This is a genomic window from Methylophaga nitratireducenticrescens (genome assembly GCF_000260985.4).
GTDB lineage: Bacteria > Pseudomonadota > Gammaproteobacteria > Nitrosococcales > Methylophagaceae > Methylophaga > Methylophaga nitratireducenticrescens.
Genome location: NC_017857.3, coordinates 313,782 through 337,190, shown reverse-complemented (window position 1 = coordinate 337,190; position 23,409 = coordinate 313,782). Strand labels below are relative to the sequence as shown.

The following is a 23,409-nucleotide window of genomic DNA, read 5'->3' as shown; positions in this document are numbered from 1 at the left end:
GGGTTTCCAGTTTGTGAAGAGAGGCCAATCAACTTGATTGCAACTGTAATTGATTACAAAAGACCATATAATACACAGCATTGTTGTTGATTTGCAGTGATCACTGTTTTTCATGACCGCAGGTCATCTCAACCCGTGTTTAAAGGATAGTTTCATGAGCCACAAGCACCGCCCACTTGCGCTAATCATTCTGGATGGTTGGGGTTATAGTGAAGAGGTACAGCATAATGCCATTATGGCTGCCAATACCCCTGTCTGGGATCACCTCTGGAAGGATTACGCACATACATTGATTAACGCCTCTGGCGCTGGCGTCGGCTTACCCGGCGATCAGATGGGAAATTCTGAAGTCGGGCACCTCAATATTGGTGCTGGCCGTGTGGTTTATCAGGAATTTACCCGGATTAGTGGCGTCATTCGAAACGGAACATTTTTTACGAATCAAACACTGACTGCTTTGGTGAATGAAGTGGTTCAAAAGGATAAAGCCCTGCATATTCTGGGCTTGCTCTCCGATGGCGGCGTGCACAGTCATGACAGTCATATTCAAGCCATGGTAAAGCTTGCTGCAGACCGCGGTGCGACCAAAATCTATCTGCACGCTTTTCTGGATGGTCGCGATACGTCACCCAAATCTGCTCAAAAATTCATTGAGAACATGCAAGCCAGTTTTAACAAGACCGGTAAAGGACGCTTCGCCAGTATTGTCGGACGCTTTTATGCGATGGACCGTGATCAACGCTGGGATAGAGTTCAACAGGCTTATGAACTGATTGCTAATGGTAAAGCTGTTTATCAGGCAGACAATGCAATTGAAGCTCTTCAGCAGGCTTATGCGCGAGAAGAAACGGATGAGTTTGTTAAAGCCACCAGAATTGGTGATGTAGTGCCGATTGAGGACGGTGACAGTATTGTCTTCATGAATTTCCGTGCTGATCGCGCTCGTGAATTAACCCAGTGTTTCATTGATACTGAGTTTGCTGGATTTCCTATATTGGCTGCACCAAAACTGTCAAAATTTGTCACGCTGACGGAATATAAGAAGGATTTTGATGTTCCGGTGGCTTTTCCGGCTGAAAAGCTCAAAAACCTGCTGGGCGAATGTATTTCTGCTGTCGGCTTGCGCCAGTTGCGTATTGCTGAAACCGAAAAATATGCGCATGTAACGTTCTTTTTTAATGGCGGAAGCGACGTTCCTTACGAAGGTGAAGATCGGATTCTGGTGCCCTCACCAAAAGTCGAAACCTACGATTTGCAACCGGAGATGAATGCTCCGGAAGTGGCCGAAAAACTGGTTAAAGCCATTCACAGCAATCAATATGATGTCATCATCTGCAACTTCGCCAATGCCGATATGGTCGGCCATACCGGTAATTTTGATGCGACCGTTAAAGCCATTGAAACACTGGATAACTGTCTGGGTAAAATCTGGTCCGCATTAAAAGAAAGCGGTGGCGAAATGCTGGTAACAGCTGATCACGGCAATGCTGAAAAGATGCTGGACAATGAGAAAGGACAGGCGCATACCGCCCACACCAGCAACCTCGTGCCGTTAATTTATGCCGGACGTTCAGCAGTGTGTGCGGAACAGGGTGGTTTATCTGATATTGCCCCGACCATGCTGAGCCTGCTTGATCTGCCGATTCCAGCGGAAATGAATAATCATCTTTTGGTGAAACTCACCTGAACGTGCAGATGATAATTCGTGGTTTGATCTTGTTTTTCTGGCTTTTTATGCCATTAAATCTTGCTGCTGAACCTTCTTCAGCCAAGAAGCTCGAAGCGGTACGCAGTGAAATTTCTGAACTTGATAAAACGCTTAGCCTCAATAAGAAAACCAAAGCGGAACTGCAACAGCAATTAAAAAAGCAGAGTCTCAAGGTTTCTGAAATAAGTCGCGAGTTAAACCAGATTAAACAATCTATTGCGGTTAAAGATGACGAATTACTCAATCTTCAACAACAGCTTGGAGTGACGCAAAAGCAACAGGCAAAGCAGCTGGAGGCTTTAAATCAACAGATTCGTTCTGCATTTATGAATGCTCAACCCAGTTATCTGAAGATATTATTGTCTGAACAATCACCTGAGCGGGTCAGTCGAAGTAACACTTATTACCGTTATTTTCACACGGCACGCCAGCAGCAGCTCGAGACATTACACACCACTTTGCAAAACTTAACGGAACAGGAAAAAGCTATTTATGCCGTTAAAAGAAATCTTGACGAACTGCAACAGCAACAACTGGCTCAGCAGGAAGCTTTCAAACAGCAAACTGTTGAACGTGAAAGAACACTTGCCGCACTGAATAAAAAAATCTCGGGACAGGATGCACAACTGGCTGCGCTAAAAGAAGAAGAGAAAAACCTGCAGTCATTATTAGACTCACTCGCCAAAAAAGCAGCAAAAAGACCTCCACCATCAAAACCGGTGAAACCAAGTGAACGATTTTCGAGTCTGAGTGGGAAATTACAATGGCCGTTGTCCGGAAAAATACTGGCAAGCTATGGTAGCCAGCGTAATCTTGATAAACTCAGCTGGAAAGGCATACTGATAGCCTCTGAAAAAGGCACATCTGTTAAAGCCAGCGCAGAAGGCAGAGTGGTTTTTGCCGATTGGATGAAAGGTTTTGGCTTGTTAATCATCATCGATCATGGCGAACAGTTCATGACGCTTTATGGCAATAATGACAGTCTGCTGAAAAACACGGGGGATACCGTGAGTGCTGGTGAAGTTATCGCTCAAAGTGGTGATCAGGGTGTCAGACAAACCGCTGGGCTATATTTTGAAGTACGTCATAAAGGCAGTCCGACCAACCCTATGCAATGGCTGCGCAAGCAAGGTTAATTTGAAATAAGGAATAAAGTTCATATGCGCTTTTTGAAACGTGATTTTGCGCTGGTAACAGCGGGTGTCATTATCGGCATCACATTGATTTTTGGCCAAATGGTCTTCGCCGATAAAGACACTGTCGCAAAGCCGGACCTGCCAATTGATGATCTAAGAGCTTTTTCGGAAATTTTTGGCCGCATTAAAAGTAGTTACGTTGAACCGGTGGAAGACAAAACTCTGCTGGAAAACGCTATTCGCGGCATGCTTTCTGGACTGGATCCCCATTCATCCTATCTTGATCTCAGCGAATTCAAAGATCTGCGTGAAGGCACCTCTGGAGAGTTTGGTGGCCTAGGCATAGAAGTTTCCATGGAAGATGGCTTCGTCAAAGTGGTTGCACCCATTGACGAAACTCCCGCTGCTGAAGCAGGTGTAAAAGCCGGAGACTTGATTATTCGCCTCGATGATACTCCCGTTAAAGGCCTGACACTGACGGAAGCCGTAGAGATTATGCGCGGTGAGCCGGGTAGCAAAATTGTTCTGACGATTATTCGTGAAGGCGCAGATAAACCGCTGAAACTGGAACTGACTCGCGCCATAATTAAAGTGAAAAGTGTGCGAACCGAAGTTCTCGAGCCGGGTTATGGCTATGTACGAATCACTACGTTCCAATCTCCAACCGGTGAAAATCTTCGTGACGCCGTTAATCAGCTCAAAACTGATAATGGTGGGAAGTTGAAAGGCATGGTGCTTGATTTACGCAACAATCCAGGCGGCGTTTTGGATGCTGCGGTAGAAGTATCTGATGCTTTCCTCAACAAAGGCATGATTGTCTACACGGAAGGACGTATTCAGGATGCTGATCAAAAATTCCATGCCAAACCTGGCGATATGCTGAATGGCGCACCTATTATTGTGCTGGTAAATGGTGGTTCAGCTTCCGCGTCTGAAATTGTTGCCGGGGCTTTGCAGGATCATCAACGGGCCGTGATACTGGGCACTAAAACCTTTGGTAAAGGGTCGGTACAAACGGTGATGCCTTTAACCAACGATACAGCGGTCAAAATGACAACTGCACGATATTATACCCCTTCAGGTCGTTCGATTCAGGCTGATGGTATACACCCTGATATCGTGATTGATGCCTTACAAATCAGTGCAGCTGAAGATAATGGCTTCCAGCCACTGCGAGAGATTGATCTCAGCCGTCATCTGGAAAATGGTTTACTGGAAGAGCTGGATGCTGAAACAACTGATAGCGACGTTGATGCTGAAGAAGAAGAGGAAAAACAACCTTTAGCGCTGCGTGATTATCCGCTTTCTCAGGCATTGAACCTGCTGAAAGGCATGAACATTATGAGCAAACGTTAAACGTTATTCATGGCAACGGTATTAATCCCACTCGCTGAGGGCTGTGAGGAAATTGAGGCGGTCACGCTGATAGATGTTCTCAGACGGGCTGAGATACATGTTGTTACTGCCAGTTTGACGGATGATCTACACATTACTGCTAGCCGTGGTGTCCGCTTGGTGGCGGATGCCACACTGGATGCAGTGATTGATGATGAATTCGACATGATGGTTCTGCCGGGCGGACAACCCGGCACCAACAATCTGAATGCCGATCAACGTATTCATGCGTTGCTCAAACGGTTTAACCAGGCTGATAAATGGTTAGGAGCAATATGTGCGGCGCCGATGGTTCTGGCACATGGAGGCCTGCTGGAGGGATTAAACGTCAGCTGTTACCCAGGAGCTCTGAAGCCAAACGAGTGGCCAGAAGTTCAATTCAGTAATGATGCTGTAGTCTGTGATAACAAAATCATTACCTCCCGCGGACCGGGAACGGCAATGACTTTTGCGTTAACAATTATCGAAAAACTTATGGATGAAGAAACTCGCCAACAAGTGGAAACGAGTCTCGTTATTCGCTAAAACGGAACCAGCATGTACTCGCTTAATGAATCAGAACTCTCGATATTACTGGTTGAGCCATCTTCCGTTCAGCTGAAAATCATCATGCGTGAATTACGCCAGGCGGGTGTGAATAAAATTGATGGTGTTCACGATGGCGCTCAGGCTATCGTGGCGATGCAGAAGTATCCACCGGATCTGGTGATCAGCGCCATGTATTTGCCTGACATGACCGCGACTGAACTACTCTCATCAATTCGTCGACTGGATAATCTGGAAAACACCCATTTTATGCTGATCTCCAGCGAATCAAATATTGAAGCGCTTGAGCCACTTCGCCAATCCGGTGTCGTGGCCATTCTGCCCAAACCCTTTGATCACGCCAATCTGCAACGAGCCATCCGTACGACCCTGCAGCATATCGATCCCACTGAAATTGAATTACAGAATTACGAAGTAGAACAGCTGGAAGTTTTACTGGTCGATGACAGCCTAGTATCGCGCAACCATCTGTTTCGCGTGTTTCAGAACATGGGCATAAACCAGATTCATCAGGCTGAAAATGGCATTGAAGCGATTGAAATGCTCAAACAACAGAGTTTCGATTTGGTAGTGACCGATCTGAATATGCCGAAAATGGATGGTCAGGCGCTGGTTGAACATATCCGCAGTGAGATGGGCAATACCTTCGTCCCCATTTTAGTTGTCACCAGCGAGCAGAACCAAACCCGATTGGGGCAGGTTGAGCAGGCGGGCGTATCGGCAATTCTGGATAAACCTTTTGAACCTGAGTCTATCCGTGAAATCCTTTATCGAGTGCTTGACGAACAAAGTTAATCGTTTACAGCATTGCTGGATTGCACGCCAAGGGAAATAAATTTTTGCAGGTAGCTGACATCCTGATCTGACTCTCTTATGGCAGCATAAAGCGTTTTCGCCAAACCGCCTCTTCCAAGTCGTATCGCTTTAACCGGCAGCGTTTGACAAAACTCATTGGCCAGCCAGTTAGGCAACACCGTCACCGCTCTCTGTAACGCCACCATCTGCACCATAATATCCATTGATTGCATGGCTTTGGTTCGAGGGTTAATCCCGGCGGGCATCAAAAACTGGGTAAACACATCAAGTCGTTCATGGGCGACGGGAAACGTCAGCAATAATTCCTTGTGCAGCGCTTCAGCCTGAATAAATTTCTGCTCACTTAATGGATGACCTTCAGCCACCAGCAAAACCAACTCATAATCAAACATCGGCTGATAAAGTACGCCAACCTGTTTTACGGCATCCGGCGTCACCAGCAAATCAATATGATGATTCAACAACCCTTCCATGCCTGAAAACTGGAATTGATGCACGATATCGACATCCATTTGCGGCATTTCGCGCAGATAGTCTGCCAGAATTTTTTTCAGCCATTCATAACAGGGGTGGCACTCCACGCCCAGACGTAAAATACCTGCCCGTCCCTCTGAATAGGCCTGTAAGGTCTGCTCAGTTTGCTCCAGAACCGGTAAAACCTGCTGAGCAACCTGCAACATCAGTTCGCCTGCCTGTGTCAGTCTTAACTTACGACCATCCCGCTGCCATAAGCTTATTTCCAGCTTCTGCTCCAGATATCGGATCTGATGCGATAAGGCGGATTGTGTGAGAAATAAGGCATTGGCTGCTGCCGTTAAACTGCCATTTTCTGCCAAGGCTCGAATGATTCGTAAATGCGCGCGCTCAATCATATATGAACATCCCTCATAAATAAGTAAATAATCATCATTATTACTCATCAATAAGTCTGATTACAATGGAGCTTTTTAAAACCGATTGAGAGGATATCGAATGGTCACCACACATAATCTTGGCTTTCCCCGTATTGGCAGCCAACGAGAATTAAAATTTGCCCTGGAACGCTATTGGCGCGGTGAAACAGCTGCTGATGATCTAGAACAAACCGGCAAAACATTACGTTTACGTCATTGGTCATTGCAAGCTGACCTGGATCTGGTGCCTGTTGGAGACTTTTCCTTTTACGACCATGTTCTGGACACCAGTCAGCTGTTGGATAATCTGCCATCACGAGTCGATAAAAATGCTGATGCCTTAACCCAATATTTTCAGGCATCGCGTGGACAGGCAGGTTCATCCTGTTGCAATCATCAGGTCGCAGCTGCAGAAATGACCAAATGGTTTGATACCAATTACCATTACCTGGTACCGGAATTTAACGCGGAAAGTGCATTTAAGGCATGTCCGGAACGATTGCTGGCGCAAATCAAAGAAGCAAAAGCTGCAGGTTTTAAAATAAAACCCGTTCTGGTTGGTCCAGTAAGCTATCTCTGGCTGGGTAAAACCAAGGACGAAACAGACAAACTCGCTTTACTGGATAAGTTATTACCGGTTTATGCAGAAATTCTGGATCAGCTAGCAGATAACGGCGTCGAGTGGGTGCAAATCGATGAACCTGTTCTGGTCACTGAACTGTCAACGGAATGGCAACAGGCTTTGCAGAAAGCCTACTTCAGTTTAGCGAAATGTCGTGTCAAATTGTTGCTGACAACCTATTTCGGCCAACTTCAGCAAAATCTGCAGCTAGCCTGCGAATTACCCACAGCAGGACTGCATATTGATGCGATCAATGCTGCAGATGAACTTGTCAGAGTGGTTGACTGGCTGCCTTCCCATAAAGTGCTGTCAGTGGGCATTATCAATGGCCGCAATATCTGGAAAACCGATCTAACTCAGGCGCTTGAACTACTGGAGCCGATTCATACCCGGCTTGCTGAACGCTTATGGTTGGCACCAAGCTGTTCGTTACTGCATGTGCCTATTGATTTAAGTTCTGAGCAGAATCTGGATGAGGAGACTCGTGACTGGTTGGCCTTTGCGGTACAAAAGCTGGAAGAGTTAACGTTAATAGCTCAGGCGCTCAATCTGGGGCGTGACAGTGTTGCCACACAGTTGGCAGACAACAAACAATCCATTCAACATCGCCAGCAGTCCACTCGGGTTCATAATCCAGCCGTCAAACAGCGTTGTGAAGCAACTCATTCCGCGTCAGGCCAGCGGCATAGTGCTTATTTACAACGGGCAGCCATACAACAGCAAGCGTTGCAGTTGCCCGCATTTCCAACCACGACTATTGGCTCTTTTCCACAGACCAATGATATTCGCCAGACGCGTAAAAAGTATCGCCTGGGTCAACTAGCTGATGCCGAATATCGCCAGCAAATTCAGGCGGAAATTCGCTATGCCATCGATAAACAACTGGAACTGGGACTTGATGTGTTAGTGCATGGTGAAGCTGAACGTAACGATATGGTCGAGTATTTCGGTCAACAATTACAGGGCTTTGCTTTCACAGAGTTTGGCTGGGTTCAGTCCTATGGTTCTCGTTGTGTGAAACCACCGATCCTCTATGGTGATGTGTCACGGCCTGGCCCTATGACCGTTGAGTGGATTCAATATGCCCAATCATTAACCGACAAACCGGTAAAAGGGATGTTGACCGGGCCAGTCACCATTCTCAACTGGTCTTTTGTCAGAGACGACCAACCGCGTAGCGAAACCTGTAAACAGATTTCACTGGCGATTCGGGATGAAGTAATCGATCTGGAAAGTGCCGGGGTCAATATCATTCAGATCGATGAAGCGGCTTTAAGAGAGGGTTTGCCATTACGTCAATCTCAATGGAAGACTTATCTGGACTGGGCAGTGGAATCATTCCGAATCACCGCTAATGGTGTGGCAGATGAGACACAAATCCATACTCATATGTGTTATTCCGAATTCAACGATATTATAGAAGCCATTGCCGCCATGGATGCCGATGTCATCACCATTGAGACCTCACGCTCGCAAATGGAATTACTGGATGTTTTTCAGAAGTTTGATTATCCCAATGCGATAGGGCCGGGGGTTTATGATATTCACAGTCCGAATATTCCATCAAAGCAGGAAATGGTGGAATTGCTCAAACTGGCCGCTCAGCGAATTGATAAAACACTGTTATGGGTGAACCCGGACTGCGGTTTGAAAACCCGTCGCTGGGAAGAAGTGGAACCTGCGTTGAAAGCCATGGTTTCAGCAGCACAATCACTAAGATTAAAACTGGCTGCTTGATAAAACATAAACCGGGTAGGGGGAGGTATCTTTCTCTATCCGGTTTTTTGCGTCTACGTCTAACAGGCCAACACTTCTGGCAAAGCCACGTTCAATTGGGTTTGTATTTGTTTAGCCAACTCAGGATCCAGAAGGTTAGTGCGGCGATGCTGCTGACATAACGCACTGCGAAAGCCAAGATAATCCGGCTGCAATGGACTGAGTGTTTCGATATCCTCAATCCTCAGTGCGCCGGCCAAACCGCACAACAGTCCAGCGGATTTTGCCTCCACAACAAACTGTTGCAGAGCTTCTACGGATAAATGATTCAACAATCCCTGACCATCTTTGCGGGCAGTATCCAGCATCACGCCGGCGAATCCGGATTTTGCCAGTAATGGAATTAGCTTTTGCTGAGGCAACTGATCAGCAAATATGACCGCAATCACAGGTTTTTTAAGACTTCTGATGGTGGGCTCTAATTGTTGAATGCATTGGATAAGCCCGGATTCATCGAACAGGCCAACTTTGACATAATCCACGCCTGTTTCAGCCATGCTGCGAATTGCTGCTGAAATTATCTCTGGTTGCATGGGAAGGTCACCTACCGTTGCACTACAAAGACAACCTTTGTTGATCCAATTAACGATCTCGGTGACAGTTTGATGGTTTAAAGCGCCCAGAGCGCCTTTAGACGGGTTTTTCATATCGAGGATATCTGGCAGCTGCTCCACCAGAAGTCTGGCCTCCTCAAGCGATTCTACGCTGGCTAACCATTTAGTTATCATTTAGCTTTATTCCGGATTGTTCAACTTTTTCCATTAACCAGCCCCAGGCCTGGAGCTCACGTTCACCAGCCGTTTTCTCAATAGCGATAGTCAGGTAGGCAATTTCGTCGCGGACTTTATGTTCTGGCAACATGCCCAGCCGACTCACCAGAATGGCTGCCTCAATTACTGCATTCTGGGCACGGTTAAAGCCTCTGAATGGCTTATGGTTTACATCGCAAATTACAGCGCCATAAAAACAGGCTCGTGGATCATCATCTTCCAGACGAACAATCTCCAGCTCAATATGTGAAAGTGCATCGTCGATAAACTCACCTTCAATCTGATGACAAGGAGAAGTCGGCCAATCACGATGTCCTGTTAATGCACCAGCAAAGATGCGTACATCATCGACAAAGTTGATTGAGCATTGACCATGCCGGAGCAAATTATCGTAAGTCGTAGAGGGTTTGAATGGCTTTATTTGAAAGTGACCACTTACTTCGCTTATCCCCATGGGTACAGAGTGTACTTTTCCATTCTCTGATATCGTAGTGACGATAACTTCATGAATCTGACTGGTCAGCAATGCCACATGCATGCTCCTGTTATTTATTCTTTTTACTCTCGGCTGTACCACAAGCCCGTTGCGGATCTTTTTGCATCGTCGTGCCTTTCGATTTCTGCCGGGTTAAGTCTTTCTCTTCCTCTTCAACAGCACAACCCCATTGCAGGTCTTCGTCCTGAGTATATCGTTTACCAAGTTGCCAGGCGATTTGAGCCCGAGCTAACTCCACTCCCAGATAAAAGGCGTGCCCGGGATCATCTTTTACTTGCAGCTGCGGATAAAAGGCGAACGGATCGGTACCCTGTAGCAAGCCATCCCGATTGAAAACAAATATTCCTTTAGGGGCAATTTTAATTCGATAGTTTGGATCTTTGATGTTCTCCGATAATTGGATAATTTCCTGCTCCGTATCGGTAAAAGGTCTACGTTCATGACTAACCAATAAGTCTGCAGTGAAATCTCGAGGTAAGCTATTGTCATCGCGAGCCGCAAACATCATCCGTCTGGCAATATCCGCTTCTTTGATGGCTCGCCGCGCATGCGGACTAACCTCGGTTGCCAATACATTGGTAATGTTTAATTCCGAGATAATCCCAAACAACAACGCATTGATCCCGCTGGTATCGGCATCGGTAAGCTCGGTTAAATTGCCCACCCCCATCATCATTGGTGCTTCAGGATATTTTTGGCGCAGAGTATGATAACGAACTATCGACTCTGTAAAACCAAAATGAATTGGATCCAGTATCGGATCCGCTATCCATGGTTTACCCAGTTTATCCATGGCTTCCATAGCACGCTCAAGTGATTCGAGGGGTCCGAGAGGAACCAGGACGGGGATTGCATCCGTTTCTTTGGCAAGGTCAATCGTTTTTTCCGACAGACTCAACAAATAATCTGCACCAGCTTTACTTGCACGCCTCAAATCATCCATTGACATTGAGTCGACACTAACTTTAAATCCATTTTCATGCAGTGCAGCTATCGCTTCTTCCATTAGTGGAAACTTTTCTTCCGGAAGACAACCAATATCAATGACATTTGCTCCTGCCTGACGATAATAATTGGCTCGCTCCAGAATGCCGGCAATATCACGTTGTGGAGCATCAACTATTTCTGCAAAAATATTGACATCATATTTACTGAGATCTGGCTCTTTGCGGGCTTTGCCAAAGAATAGTGGCAGATCCTTAATCTCTTCCGGACCACGTACCACCTCAATTCCAAGAAGTTTACTTAATTCAGCTAAATCACCACGACAGCGTCCTGGAACCATGATTTGTTTACAACCGGCATAATCCTCCGGTTTCAACCTTCTGGCAATCATTTTATCGGTCATTAATGCAGCAACCGACAACCCCAGCTGATGGATTTTATACTCAAATGGTAGCGGCGCCATTTCATGTAATACTTTTTCAACACTGGGTTGAGCAAGCTTACCGGTGAGGAAGAGAATGGTCTCAGCCATGATCGGCGTTAACGTGTTCCAGACGTTTTGTTAAAGTTTCGTGTAAAGCCGTTGCACTTTCCACGACGGTTGTCGCTTCAAATCCACGAAGAGTTTCCGTGTGTGCAAGATCTATTGCTCTGGGCCATAGCCTCACCATACGATCAGGAGCAGGGGTATCAACTTCTGAAACGGCATCACAGGCCAAAACGATACTAGGAACTCGACATTTTCCTGCCTGTGCATACACATTAGTGACCAAAGTATCAGACAAACCCAGAACCATTTTTGCAACCGTATTTGATGTGGCGGGCGCAACCACCAGAGTATGGTAATCCCCTCGATAGAATAATCCGACAGGGGGAGAGCTGGCGGCTCTATCTCGATAGACATGGCCGTCTTTATGCAAGGATTTAGGATCGTGCCCATACATGCGAATGACTTCCTCTCCTGCACGACTGTAAAACAGGTCCACATCCGGTAATTCACGAATAATTTCCAAACACTCTTCCAAATAATGTCCAGATCCTGTTATTGCCCAGGCCAACTTTGGCTTTTCCGGCCGTGATTGCATGCTACGATCTCAATTGATTTCAAGCTTTTAATTTTGCCAGAGTCTGGCCTAGTAGTAAAAATTATATAGGTTCATTACTATCATATAAGTTAAAATTAATAACAATTTTGCAACGGATTGATGGGAGTCATATATCTATGTCAGAAGCAGTGCCAAAAATTGTGGTTGTAGGTGGTGGAGCTGGCGGCTTGGAGCTGGTTACCAAACTTGGGAAAAAACTTGGCAAAAAAAAGAAAGCGCAAGTCACTTTGGTTGATAGCACGCATACGCATATCTGGAAGCCGCTATTGCACGAAGTTGCTGCTGGAACGCTTGATTCCCATGAAGATGAGATTGAATACCTCAGCCAGGCAATGTGCAGTGGTTTTCGTTTTCGTTTAGGCAAAATGGATGGGCTGGACCGCCAAAATAAGAAGATTATGGTGGCTCCGACCTTTAACGAAGAGGGCCTGGAAATTATTCCACGCAGAACTTTTGATTATGACTATCTCATTATTGCTGTTGGTAGTGTCAGTCATGACTTCGGTATCAAAGGTGTGGGAGATCATTGTTTATTTCTTGATACCACCAAACAAGCTGAGTATTTTCAAAATCAGCTTCTTGAATCTTATCTACGCGCACATACTCAAGGACGCCCCCTTGACGAAGGTCAGTTGAATATTGCAATTGTTGGTGCTGGCGCCACTGGCGTTGAATTATGTGCTCAACTCTATGAAGTATCTCACCTCTTAAATGCCTATGGACTGGATGAAGTTAAACCGCACGATGTAAAACTTTCTCTTATCGAAGCAGCTGATCGTATTTTACCTGGATTACCTGAAAATATTTCTGCTGCGGCTCATCAGGAGTTATCACAACTTGGTGTTGAAATCCTTGCTGGCGAACGTGTCATAGAAGTGACAGAAACAGAGATTAAGACGCAAAGTGGCCGTAATATTCCTGCAGCAATTAAGGTCTGGGCAGCGGGAATCAAGGCTCCGGAGTTTTTGAAGGATATTGGTGGCTTAGAAACAAACTGGATGAACCAATTAGTCGTCAAACAAACATTACAGACGACTTTTGATGACGATATTTATGCCATTGGTGACTGCTGTGCCTGTAAATGGTTGGGTCAGGATCAGAATGTTCCACCCCGTGCTCAAGCAGCGCATCAGATGGCGTCGCTAGTTTACAAATCCATTAAAAACCGTATGAAAGGCAAGGAAGACCTTCCTGATTATCACTACCATGATTATGGTTCTCTGGTTTCGTTGGGTCGTTATGGTACTGTCGGTAACCTCATGGGTAATTTAAGTAAAGGCAGTATGAAAGTTGAAGGTTTGATGGCGCGGCTGATGTATCTTTCTTTATACAAAATGCACCAAGTCGCACTATTCGGGCCATTCCGCGTGCTAATGCTTTCGCTTTCACATGTTTTCCGCCGTAGCGTACATCCTAAAATCAAATTGCATTAATTCTGTAATTTCTAATTTCAACAAAAAAGGCTCAACTAAGAGCCTTTTTTGTTATGAATGGCGAGAACACACAACTTTACCTCCACTGCTTATCTCTTTTTTTACTTTTAACACCGTCTATTCGATTGTCATTATTCGGCATAAAAAAACACCTAACCTTTCTTATGCCTTGTCTTTCCGCCTACAAGGCGAAAGTCTGCGTGCTGCTAAATCGATTGTCCCTGGCCGCTTATACTTACAGTATGATGCTTTTCGTACTTTGTTTGTAGAACCTCAATATCGTAAAAGCCGACCATACAAATACATATTAATTTCAATTAATAAAAGGAAGCCCGCTCCATGTTTGATGGTTGGCCAGGCTTGAGGTTGTTGTCTTGAGTTATTAGCTAGTTAGTGTTAAATATCTAAATTTGATGCCTGTAAAGCATGGGTTTCAATAAACTCTCTCCGTGGTTCGACATTGTCCCCCATCAAGGTGTTGAAGGTTTCATCTGCGGTGATAGCATCTGAGATTCTGACCTGCAGCAAACGTCGTTTCGATTTATCCATCGTGGTTTCCCATAATTGCTCAGGATTCATTTCGCCCAAGCCTTTATAACGCTGTACATGCTGTCCGCGACGGGCTTCCACCATTAACCACTTTACTGCCTGTGAAAAATGCTGAACTTTTTCGCTTCTTTCACCGCGTTCTATTCTTGCATCTCCCTCAAACAAACCATTGATTTTATTCGAAAAAGACATAATTCTCTGATATTCCGTACTGGCAAAGAACTCGCCTGGGACATGAAAATCATTACTTATACCATGCCGAGTGAAGCTGATGTTTACATGCGGCATTGGTTCATTTTCATTTTTTTGCAGATTCAGAACATAGTGGGTTCCTGTTGGCATGATGGCATTCATACGTGTTTCAATCGCTTTTAACCAAGTATTCATTGCCGTACCATCGTTGAAATCAGGTATCGCGGCCTGGTAAATCAGCTCATCTAAAAAAGCAGGGTAATAATGATTAGCCAGTCGTGTAATGATGGCTCTGATGGTTTGATATTCATTCACTAGCTGTGCTAATGCGTTGCCGTCTATCGGTGCTGCTTCTGCTGTTGGGTAGAGCACTGCATTGGTCAAAGCAACCTCTGTCAGATAACGCTCCATTTCAGCATCATCTTTTACATAACGCTCTTGTTTACCCTTTTTAATCTTATACAAAGGCGGTTGCGCGATATACACATGGCCTCGCTCAATTAATTCAGGCATCTGTCTATAGAAAAAAGTAAGGAGTAGGGTGCGAATATGTGACCCGTCTACGTCAGCATCAGTCATTATAATAATATGATGATAGCGTAGTTTTTCTGGGTCATATTCATCACGACCAATACCACAGCCCAAAGCAGTAATTAACGTTCCCACTTCCGCCGATCCAATCATCTTATCGAAACGAGCGCGCTCAACATTCAGAATCTTACCTTTCAAAGGGAGTATTGCCTGTGTTCTTCTATCTCGACCTTGTTTTGCACTACCTCCCGCCGAGTCCCCTTCCACCAAAAAGAGTTCCGACTGTGCAGGATCTCTTTCCTGACAGTCAGCAAGCTTACCTGGTAAACCAGCGATATCCAGCACACCTTTACGACGGGTTAATTCACGAGCTTTTCTCGCAGCATCCCGGGCTCGTGCAGCATCAATCATTTTGTTAGCAATCAGCTTGGCTTCGCTTGGATTTTCGATTAGAAAATCCTGGAAATATTCATTCACTAATGACTCAACAATCGTTCGTACTTCGGATGAAACCAATTTATCTTTCGTTTGCGAGGAAAACTTAGGATCAGGCACTTTTACTGAAAGCACCGCCGTGAGCCCCTCACGCGCATCATCACCACTGGTGACCACTTTTGATTTTTTGGCCAGCCCTTCACTTTCGATGTACTGGTTCAAGCTTCTGGTTAACGCCGCTCTAAACCCCGCTAAGTGAGTGCCACCATCTCGTTGTGGAATATTATTTGTAAAACAGTAGATATTTTCCTGATAGGAGTCATTCCATTGCATGGCTAACTCGACTACAACGTCGTCACGCAAACCACTAATGCTAATAACATGTTCATGTACGAACGTTTTATTCTTATTAAGATGTGTGACAAAAGCTTTGATTCCACCTTCGTAATGAAAAACTTCTGTTTTCTCATCTCTTTCATCTGTAAGTACGATTCTTACACCTGAATTTAAGAATGCTAATTCCCGGATTCGCTTGGCAAGAATTTTGTAATCATATGTTATGTGTGTAAATGTTTCTTCACTTGGCCAGAACTGTATTTTCGTTCCTGTCGCTGCTGTTTTTTCAAATGCTGTTAAGGGAGCATCTGGTACCCCATGGGTATAATTTTGTTTATGCAGAAAGCCATTACGTTTAATTTCAAGCGATAGTTTTTTTGATAACGCATTAACGACTGAAATACCAACGCCATGCAAACCACCAGAGACTTTATATGAGTTGTCATCAAACTTACCACCAGCATGCAGTACGGTCATAATAACTTCTGCTGCAGATACTCCTTCACCTTCATGCATATCAACGGGAATTCCGCGACCATTATCTTCAACAGAGACCGAGTCATCAGGATGAATCCGGACGTTTATTTCGGTACAATAACCAGCCAATGATTCATCAATTGAATTATCCAGCACCTCAAACACCATGTGATGTAAGCCAGTTCCATCATCAGTATCACCTATATACATGCCCGGTCGTTTTCTGACGGCATCTAATCCCTTAAGCACTTTGATATTAGAAGAATCGTAACTATTGTTTTCAGTGGTCATAAATTAATCCATTTACAGCAAGGTAAAGCCAAACATGCATTCTACTATGTATCGTCTTTCGTTGACAGCTTACTATGTTAGCCGAACATCTCCACGTTTCACGTGGAACATTGCGTCATTTTCATTTAACGCTAAGATTGCTGACAAATCAGGATTTGTAGAAGAAACAAAGGTTTGAACTTTTAAAGTTTTGATAGCTTGTAAGACATATCTCTGGTGATTACTGTCCAGTTCGGAGCTAAGATCATCAATAAGTAAAACGCTTTTTTGTTCCTTAACCTGTTGCATTATGGAAATTTGAGCAAAACAGATAGCAAGGAAAAATAGTTTTTGCTGTCCTCGTGAAAATAGCTCTGCTGGATCCAATCCATCAATTTTTATTGACCAATCGGCTGCATGGGGCCCAGCCCTGGTATAACCCAATGCGCGATCTCTATCGATTGTTTCGTGTAGAACTTCTGAAAAATCTTCACTTTTTGGCCATCCAGGTAAATATCGCAGTTCGAATTTAGCCTTTGGAAAATCATCACACAATAAGCGAAACCATTTCTCATACTGAACTACCAATTTTTTTAAATATTCCCTTCTGTACTGTGCTAACTTCAAGCCGTGAACATTTAAAGAGGCATCCCAAACCTTTATTTCTTCATTAGGTCTTTCGTTTCTTAAAGCCGCATTACGTTGAGAGAGCACTTTCTTATAAGCTTGCCAATGAAATAAAAAATCATGTTCCACGTGAAACAAACCCCAATCCACCACTCTCCTACGAAACCTTGGTCCCAACTCAAAGAACTCATGACAGTTTGCAGGTATATATTGAAGAGGGAGGTGGCAGGCCAGCTCAGACAGTTTTTTTAACGGCGCATTGTTGAGTCGAATTTGTAGCCCCGTCGTTTTACTGAACTGTAGTCCAACCGGAATACCCTGTGAGATTCTGGCAAACAACTGACACTGTTGCTGATTGTTTTGAACCACGTGTTTCAAATTACGAGAACGAAACGAACGCCCCATCGCCAGCAAATAAATCGCCTCTAAAACGCTTGTTTTTCCCGAACCATTTTCACCGACGAGCAAGTTTACCCCGGTAACGGGATAAAGGACCGACTTGTTAATATTTCGAAAATACGTAAGAGAAAGCTCTGTCAGCACATGTACTGCCAAATGGTAATACGATTAGTTCGTTTTAACATAGTATTGTGATCGCTTTAACTTTTATTAAATAAAGTTAAAGAAAATAAAAAAATTAAATTTCCAGCATTTCAAAATCTTCTTTACCTACACCACACTCCGGACATTCCCAATCATCTGGAATATCTTCCCATGCTGTACCGGGAGGAATGCCATCTTCTGGTAGCCCTAGAGCCTCATCATAAACAAAACCACATACTAAACACTGCCACTTTCGCATATTAAGTCCTATCAAATTTATTAAACCGTTCTGACATCTTACAACAAACGTCTTTTTTGTTGGTTTACGATTTACTATTCGTTATATGTTAAATTACACAAAACAAATCATTATAAGACTAATAAGTGGATAGACCGATTATGAGACTTCCGACCTTACGGCAGCTCCAATATCTGACCGCAGTAATTGATGAAAAACACTTTGGACGTGCGGCAGAAAAGTGTCACGTAACACAATCAACCCTTAGTGCAGGTATCCAGGATTTGGAAGACCTGCTGGAGATTGGTTTATTAGAGCGCACTAATCGAAAAGTACTGACAACGCCAATAGGAGAAGAAATAGCAGAAAGAGCCAGGCAAATTCTGTCGTTGAGTGATGATCTAGTCGACTTGGCACAAGCTGAAAAAAATCCTTTGGCTGGTCGGATACGAATTGGTGTAATACCAACAATAAGTCCATTTCTGTTACCTCGAGTACTTCCGCGCATTCGAAAACATTTACCTGAATTGGAAGTACTACTCTTAGAAGATCAATCCGAAAGGTTATTAGAGCAGGTAGAAAAGGGCAGTATCGATATAGCGATAATGGCTTTTCCATTCAATACCCGAAATTTAAACTTTCGTGTAATCTCTCAGGAACCTTTTTGGGTAGCACTGCCAAAACAACACGCTTTAAGTAAATACACATCATTACAACCACATCAACTTCCAATAACAGAGTTATTACTTTTGGCGGAAGGGCATTGTATGCGCGAACATGCCATCAGTGCCTGTCAATTACCAGCCTCAGCACAACGACGTAGTGTACAAGCAACTAGTTTATATACGTTGATCGAAATGGTCGCTAGTGGGTTGGGTATTACCCTGATTCCACAGATGGCAATAAACTCAGATATGGTGCGCCATGCAGATATATGTTTACGTCCATTAAAACAAAACAGTTTGGCTAATCGTGAAATTGGACTGGTGTGGCGGCCAAGTTTCCGCCGAACCAGTACGCTTGAAGAGTTGGTAATAAGTTTTACTGCAGCAATGGAAGAAGCGGTAATTTAATGCTTCAGAGCATATTGAGAGCGTAGCTGAATAAAACTTTGTCTTATGAAAACTGAAGTAAATGGGGCTTGAAACCCTGCTACAAGCATTGCTTTTGGATTGATTAAAAAAACGGTATGGTTCAGATCTTGATAGGAAAAACTACTGCTTGTTGTGAAAAACGCAGTCCACTCTTCCTGTTCCTTCAAAGAGCCTGAAGGGGTGATAATCCGGGCATCAAGATTTTGCAATTGACTTAGCCCCAAGAGCTTATCTGATTGAAGATCTGTAGTGCTCACTACCAGTTGAACTGAACGGTCTGCCAGCCCATCTTTTAGATTTCTTAGTACTCTGAAAACCGCATCACAATCAAGACAGTCTGCTGAAGGAATAAAAACAAAACTCCACTTACCTGTCAGCGCATCATTGGTAAACACCGTATTATCCGTTGAATAGGCAAGAAACTGAGGCACTTCCACGGTTGGATCAAAAACCGTCACCATAGACCGGTCTGTTTTTGGGATGTCCACTGGCTGTTGCTGGTTGAGTGTTAAAAAAAGCAACAACAAAAAAACTACTAAGCCAAGATATGTCAGTAAAAAACGCTTAGAATGGACATTTTTGAACATATTCTGCATCGTTTATTCTCCGTGACACGCTGACAATTTTCTCACTACTAATTAAGAGCCCATGAAAGAAAAATTGCTTAAGTCTACTCTGGTTGTCAGCTTAATGACCTTTTTATCCCGCATTTTAGGATTTGTTCGAGATATTGTCATTGCCAGATTTCTAGGTGCCGGGATGGGGGCGGACGTATTTTTTGTTGCTTTTAAGATTCCGAACTTTCTCCGTCGCCTGTTTGCAGAGGGAGCTTTTTCACAAGCGTTTATTCCCGTTCTCGCTGAGTATCGCGAACGCGGTGATCAGGATTTGAAACAACTTATTGCGGCAACCAGCGGCACACTTGCAAGCGTCTTATTTTTTATTACCCTGATAGGGGTAATTGCAGCACCAGTAATTATTCTGCTTTTTGCTCCCGGCTTTAGTGATCAGCCTGAAAAATTACAACTTGCCAGAGAACTGTTAAGGATCACTTTTCCATATATTCTGTTCGTTTCACTTACCGCACTGGCCAGCTCCATTCTAAACAGTTTTGGTAAGTTTGCCGTGCCGGCATTTACACCTGTTTTTCTCAACATTTCGATGATTGCCTGTGCATTATGGCTGGCACCACATCTAGAAGAACCGGTAAAAGCACTTGCCTGGGGGGTATTTATCGGTGGGGTGGTGCAACTCCTGTTTCAAATGCCTTTTTTGATGAAAATAGGGAGTTTGCCAAAACCGCGTTGGGGCTGGAAAGATGAGGGAGTCCAAAAAATTCTGCGACTGATGATACCGGCCATGTTTGGTGTCTCCGTTTCACAAATCAATTTATTGTTGGACACATTACTGGCGTCATTTCTCATCACTGGCAGTATTTCCTGGCTATATTATTCTGATCGTCTGGTGGAGTTTCCACTGGGAATATTGGGAATAGCGCTGGCGACTGTTATTTTGCCTAACCTTTCCCGCAAACATGCTACTGCCTCAATGCAAGAATTTTCACAGACCATTGACTGGGCATTACGCTGGGTGTTTCTAATCGGCGCTCCAGCAGCATTAGGCTTAATTATTCTTGCTGAGCCATTGCTGCTTACCTTATTTCAATATGGTGAGTTCACACCTTATGATGCCCATCAGGCATCGTTAAGCTTAAGAGCTTACGGTTTGGGATTATTGCCGTTTATCTTTATAAAAGTACTTGCCCCAGGCTTTTATGCGCGTCAGGACACAAAAACACCCGTCAAAATTGGCATTATTGCGATGATCAGCAATATGGGATTGAATATTATTTTGATGCAGTATCTGGCACATGTCGGACTGGCTTTAGCCACAGCATTATCCGCGATGCTAAATGCTGGTTTACTGTATTACACTCTTCGGAAAAAAGCGGTCTATCAACCTATCTCTGGCTGGAGCTTATTTTTTATCCGGATGCTCCTTGCTAATAGTGTTTTAGTGGTATTTTTGCTATGGCTAACACCCATTAATAGTGATTGGGTAGCGTGGAGTGGCTGGTATAGATTCAGCATATTAATGGGGCTGATTACCTCTTCTGCGATGGTTTATTTTGCCGTTTTGACTTTATGTGGCGTAAAACTAAAATCGCTCCTTTCTCCACAAAGCCATGAATAAAAAACCCTCTTGAAGAAGGCTTTCAGGCAAGGTTTGTGGCTGAGAGCGGAACTTAAAAACGGCACCCAATACCGAGACCATACACAAAGGGGTCAATATCAACATCAATTTTGGCATCGCCAACGGACGTTTTTTAAAACTGGCCGTCGTATCAATATCCAGCTATTTGACATCCATATTGAAAACCAATGCTGGTTCATCGCAATATCAACGCCGACTTGAGCTGCCCATCCCCAATAGCTATCCAGCTTTACTTCATCGCCCGCTTTACTCAGTTGAGAACTACTCGGAATTTTTTCATCAAAAAAGTAAGTGTAGTTCACCCCAGCTCGATATACGGACGAATAGAGGTTTCAGGCAAAAAGTGATATTGCAACGTTCGAGTAGGTGGCAACACTTTGGTTTCTGTGACATCTCCCAGGGCTGACCACGTTTTTTTCACTTGGAATAGTGCCTAAAATCAACTCCACCCGCCAATTACGGTTGAGCATATAGGTAATATCCAATTCAGAAACAGTATCATTGAAAACTTTTACTTTAGTGCCTTGACCCTCACCATGAATTGACAACCTACTACTACTGTCATTTGGATTAACATTAATAACACGCCCCCGAATTAGCTAGTCACCTGCTTCACAAGCCATAACTGTAGATAGTGGACTAACCAAGCTAGCAGCCAGCATGACTGAAGACATCAAGGAATTTTTTTTCATAGGACTTTTCCAAAGAATAATCAAAAGTGTTAAACCACTTCAGATCATACGAAGCGTCCCCTTTTTGGCATTGATCTAAATCAATGATTTCCCGTTGTGGTTAAGGTTGTTTATCCGCAACGTTGTTTTAATGTCGGCAAATCCAGAATAGTGAGTTCTTTACCCTGAATTATCAGCAACTGTTGCTCTTGTAATTGTGAAAATAAACGACTGACCGTTTCAATGGCTAATCCCAGATGATTGGCGATATCACCGCGAGACATGGTTAATTGAAAAGACCTCGCTGAGAAACCTCGCTCACTGAAACGTTGGGACAGTGACAACACAAAACTAATCAGCTTTTCCTGGGCATTTTTTTTCCCCAAAGACAATAACAAGTTTTTATCTGAAGATAATTCTTTACTCAAACGGGTCATTAATTGATTTTGTAATTCCGGAATAGTGGCACTTAAGCCCTGCAGATGCTCATAAGGGAGTTCACAAACACTACTGGCTTCAAGAGCGCAAGCGGTTGATAAATAACGTTGCTGATAAATAGCATCCATACCAATAAATTCACCCGGAAAATAAAAGCTGGTGACCTGCTCGCGGCCATCTGCCGCTGAAATGGTTGTCTTGAACGAGCCTGAGCGAACAACAAAAAGTGTTTTGAATGTCGATGATGGCTCAAAAAGAATTTGGTGACGTTTGTAACCTGAACTGCGTTTGATGATTTGATCGATCTTGGATAAGTCATCTCGATGCAGCCCCAACGGTAGACATAGCCGGTATAAAGCACATGACTGGCAAGCAAGTTGATGATGATGTTCAACCTTCGCCAAATCGTCAAAAAGTGGAGAGATCATGCGAACTTGTGTCATTTTTTTTCCATATAAATAATCACAGACCATGATAACGCTTCAAACCCGGCACTGAAACAGTTATTATTCGTTTTTATTTCAGTTTTCAGGAAAGCAAATGATCGCTCGTAGCGCCACTGTTGCGCGTAACACGCTCGAAACCCAAATTGAAGTTTCTATTAATCTGGATGGAAATGGTCAGTTTGAATCTGAAACCGGCGTGCCCTTTCTCGATCACATGATGGAACAAATTGCCCGTCACGGTTTATTTGATTTGCAAATCAAGGCCAAAGGTGATTTGCATATTGATGCACACCACACAGTTGAAGATGTCGGTATTACGATTGGTCAGGCTTTAAAGCAGGCCTTGGGAGACAAAAAAGGTGTTGTCCGTTATGGGCATTCTTATGTTCCGCTGGATGAGGCATTATCCCGTGTTGTTATGGATTTGTCTGGCAGACCCGGTTTTGAATTTGATGTTACGTTCACCCGCGACAAAATCGGTGAATTTGATGTGGATTTGTTTTATGAGTTTTTCCAGGGATTGGTCAACCATGCCGGTATCACATTACATATCGACAACCTCAAAGGTCGTAATGCACACCATATTGCCGAAACTATTTTTAAGGCTTTTGGACGTGCCTTACGAATGGCTGTTACCTTGGATGAGCGCGCCTTGCAACAATTGCCGTCGACCAAAGGTGCTCTATAATCGTTTAACGGTTTTAAC

General features: G+C 44.1%; 20 protein-coding genes and 1 pseudogene. 10 read left to right on the top strand and 11 right to left on the bottom strand.

The window, feature by feature from the left end:
- Positions 1-154: 154 nt before the first annotated feature.
- Genes gpmI through Q7A_RS01505 form a run of 5 tightly spaced genes read left to right on the top strand, consistent with a single transcriptional unit; the run spans position 155 to position 5,580 of the window.
- The gene (gene gpmI, locus Q7A_RS01525) at positions 155-1,687 is read left to right on the top strand and encodes a 2,3-bisphosphoglycerate-independent phosphoglycerate mutase (protein ID WP_014705560.1); all 1,533 of its coding nucleotides are present in this window, start codon (positions 155-157) and stop codon (positions 1,685-1,687) included.
- Positions 1,688-1,695: 8 nt separating this feature from the next.
- Complete coding sequence (locus Q7A_RS01520; protein ID WP_151903887.1) at positions 1,696-2,844, top strand: murein hydrolase activator EnvC family protein; 1,149 nt, start codon at positions 1,696-1,698, stop codon at positions 2,842-2,844.
- A gap of 24 nt (positions 2,845-2,868) precedes the next feature.
- A complete protein-coding gene (locus tag Q7A_RS01515; protein ID WP_014705558.1) occupies positions 2,869-4,200 on the top strand; it encodes a S41 family peptidase in 1,332 nt (443 codons plus the stop codon).
- A gap of 9 nt (positions 4,201-4,209) precedes the next feature.
- Entirely contained in the window at positions 4,210-4,764 is a 555-nt protein-coding gene (locus tag Q7A_RS01510; RefSeq protein ID WP_014705557.1) for a DJ-1 family glyoxalase III, read from the top strand.
- Between the two features lie 12 nt (positions 4,765-4,776).
- Positions 4,777-5,580 carry a response regulator gene (locus Q7A_RS01505; RefSeq protein WP_014705556.1) on the top strand — a complete coding sequence of 268 codons (804 nt, stop codon included), beginning with the start codon at positions 4,777-4,779 and terminating at the stop codon, positions 5,578-5,580.
- Here Q7A_RS01505 and Q7A_RS01500 read toward each other — a convergent pair.
- Positions 5,577-6,473 carry a LysR family transcriptional regulator gene (locus Q7A_RS01500; protein WP_014705555.1) on the bottom strand — a complete coding sequence of 299 codons (897 nt, stop codon included), beginning with the start codon at positions 6,471-6,473 and terminating at the stop codon, positions 5,577-5,579. The genes Q7A_RS01505 and Q7A_RS01500 overlap by 4 nt on opposite strands.
- A 100-nt stretch (positions 6,474-6,573) precedes the next feature.
- On the opposite strand from Q7A_RS01500, the gene metE reads away from it, so the two are divergent.
- Positions 6,574-8,853 carry a 5-methyltetrahydropteroyltriglutamate--homocysteine S-methyltransferase gene (gene metE / locus Q7A_RS01495; protein ID WP_014705554.1) on the top strand — a complete coding sequence of 760 codons (2,280 nt, stop codon included), beginning with the start codon at positions 6,574-6,576 and terminating at the stop codon, positions 8,851-8,853.
- A 59-nt stretch (positions 8,854-8,912) separates the two neighbouring features.
- On the opposite strand, the gene Q7A_RS01490 is transcribed toward metE, so the two are convergent.
- From Q7A_RS01490 to Q7A_RS01475, 4 genes are read right to left on the bottom strand one after another with little or no spacing between them, the layout of a single operon-like run.
- Entirely contained in the window at positions 8,913-9,620 is a 708-nt protein-coding gene (locus Q7A_RS01490; RefSeq protein ID WP_048480968.1) for a (5-formylfuran-3-yl)methyl phosphate synthase, read from the bottom strand.
- Positions 9,610-10,200: a DUF447 domain-containing protein gene (locus tag Q7A_RS01485; protein WP_041354215.1), complete on the bottom strand. Its 591-nt coding sequence runs from the start codon at positions 10,198-10,200 to the stop codon at positions 9,610-9,612. Before Q7A_RS01485 ends, Q7A_RS01490 begins: the two co-directional genes overlap by 11 nt.
- 7 nt (positions 10,201-10,207) lie before the next feature.
- A complete protein-coding gene (locus Q7A_RS01480; protein WP_014705551.1) occupies positions 10,208-11,635 on the bottom strand; it encodes a DUF6513 domain-containing protein in 1,428 nt (475 codons plus the stop codon).
- Positions 11,628-12,188 carry a flavoprotein gene (locus tag Q7A_RS01475; protein ID WP_041354213.1) on the bottom strand — a complete coding sequence of 187 codons (561 nt, stop codon included), beginning with the start codon at positions 12,186-12,188 and terminating at the stop codon, positions 11,628-11,630. Before Q7A_RS01475 ends, Q7A_RS01480 begins: the two co-directional genes overlap by 8 nt.
- 137 nt (positions 12,189-12,325) lie before the next feature.
- Here Q7A_RS01475 and Q7A_RS01470 point away from each other — a divergent pair, with 137 nt between their 5' ends.
- Positions 12,326-13,642 (top strand): NAD(P)/FAD-dependent oxidoreductase, encoded by a 1,317-nt coding sequence (locus Q7A_RS01470; protein WP_014705549.1) that lies wholly within the window; start codon positions 12,326-12,328, stop codon positions 13,640-13,642.
- 396 nt (positions 13,643-14,038) lie between these two features.
- Here Q7A_RS01470 and gyrB read toward each other — a convergent pair whose 3' ends face one another.
- From gyrB to Q7A_RS01455, 3 genes are all read right to left on the bottom strand, one after another.
- Complete coding sequence (gyrB, locus tag Q7A_RS01465; protein ID WP_014705548.1) at positions 14,039-16,453, bottom strand: DNA topoisomerase (ATP-hydrolyzing) subunit B; 2,415 nt, start codon at positions 16,451-16,453, stop codon at positions 14,039-14,041.
- Between the two features lie 72 nt (positions 16,454-16,525).
- Positions 16,526-17,602 carry a DNA replication/repair protein RecF gene (gene recF, locus Q7A_RS01460; RefSeq protein WP_014705547.1) on the bottom strand — a complete coding sequence of 359 codons (1,077 nt, stop codon included), beginning with the start codon at positions 17,600-17,602 and terminating at the stop codon, positions 16,526-16,528.
- 94 nt (positions 17,603-17,696) lie between these two features.
- The gene (locus Q7A_RS01455) at positions 17,697-17,861 is read right to left on the bottom strand and encodes a rubredoxin (protein ID WP_014705546.1); all 165 of its coding nucleotides are present in this window, start codon (positions 17,859-17,861) and stop codon (positions 17,697-17,699) included.
- Between the two features lie 140 nt (positions 17,862-18,001).
- On the opposite strand from Q7A_RS01455, the gene Q7A_RS01450 reads away from it, so the two are divergent.
- On the top strand, positions 18,002-18,913 hold the full coding sequence (locus Q7A_RS01450) for a hydrogen peroxide-inducible genes activator (RefSeq protein ID WP_014705545.1): 912 nt from the start codon (positions 18,002-18,004) through the stop codon (positions 18,911-18,913).
- Here Q7A_RS01450 and Q7A_RS01445 read toward each other — a convergent pair.
- Entirely contained in the window at positions 18,910-19,530 is a 621-nt protein-coding gene (locus Q7A_RS01445) for a hypothetical protein (RefSeq protein ID WP_014705544.1), read from the bottom strand. The genes Q7A_RS01450 and Q7A_RS01445 overlap by 4 nt on opposite strands.
- 52 nt (positions 19,531-19,582) lie before the next feature.
- Here Q7A_RS01445 and murJ point away from each other — a divergent pair, with 52 nt between their 5' ends.
- Positions 19,583-21,127, top strand: coding sequence for a murein biosynthesis integral membrane protein MurJ (gene murJ / locus Q7A_RS01440; RefSeq protein WP_014705543.1), 1,545 nt, complete (start codon positions 19,583-19,585; stop codon positions 21,125-21,127).
- A gap of 104 nt (positions 21,128-21,231) precedes the next feature.
- Here murJ and Q7A_RS01435 read toward each other — a convergent pair.
- Both Q7A_RS01435 and fnr read right to left on the bottom strand, forming a co-directional pair.
- Positions 21,232-21,696 (bottom strand): annotated as a pseudogene (locus tag Q7A_RS01435) (OmpW/AlkL family protein).
- 254 nt (positions 21,697-21,950) lie between these two features.
- Complete coding sequence (gene fnr / locus Q7A_RS01430) at positions 21,951-22,700, bottom strand: fumarate/nitrate reduction transcriptional regulator Fnr (RefSeq protein WP_014705540.1); 750 nt, start codon at positions 22,698-22,700, stop codon at positions 21,951-21,953.
- Positions 22,701-22,797: 97 nt separating this feature from the next.
- Between fnr and hisB the strand changes: the two genes are divergently transcribed.
- On the top strand, positions 22,798-23,391 hold the full coding sequence (hisB, locus tag Q7A_RS01425; RefSeq protein WP_014705539.1) for an imidazoleglycerol-phosphate dehydratase HisB: 594 nt from the start codon (positions 22,798-22,800) through the stop codon (positions 23,389-23,391).
- The last annotated feature ends 18 nt before the right edge of the window (positions 23,392-23,409 follow it).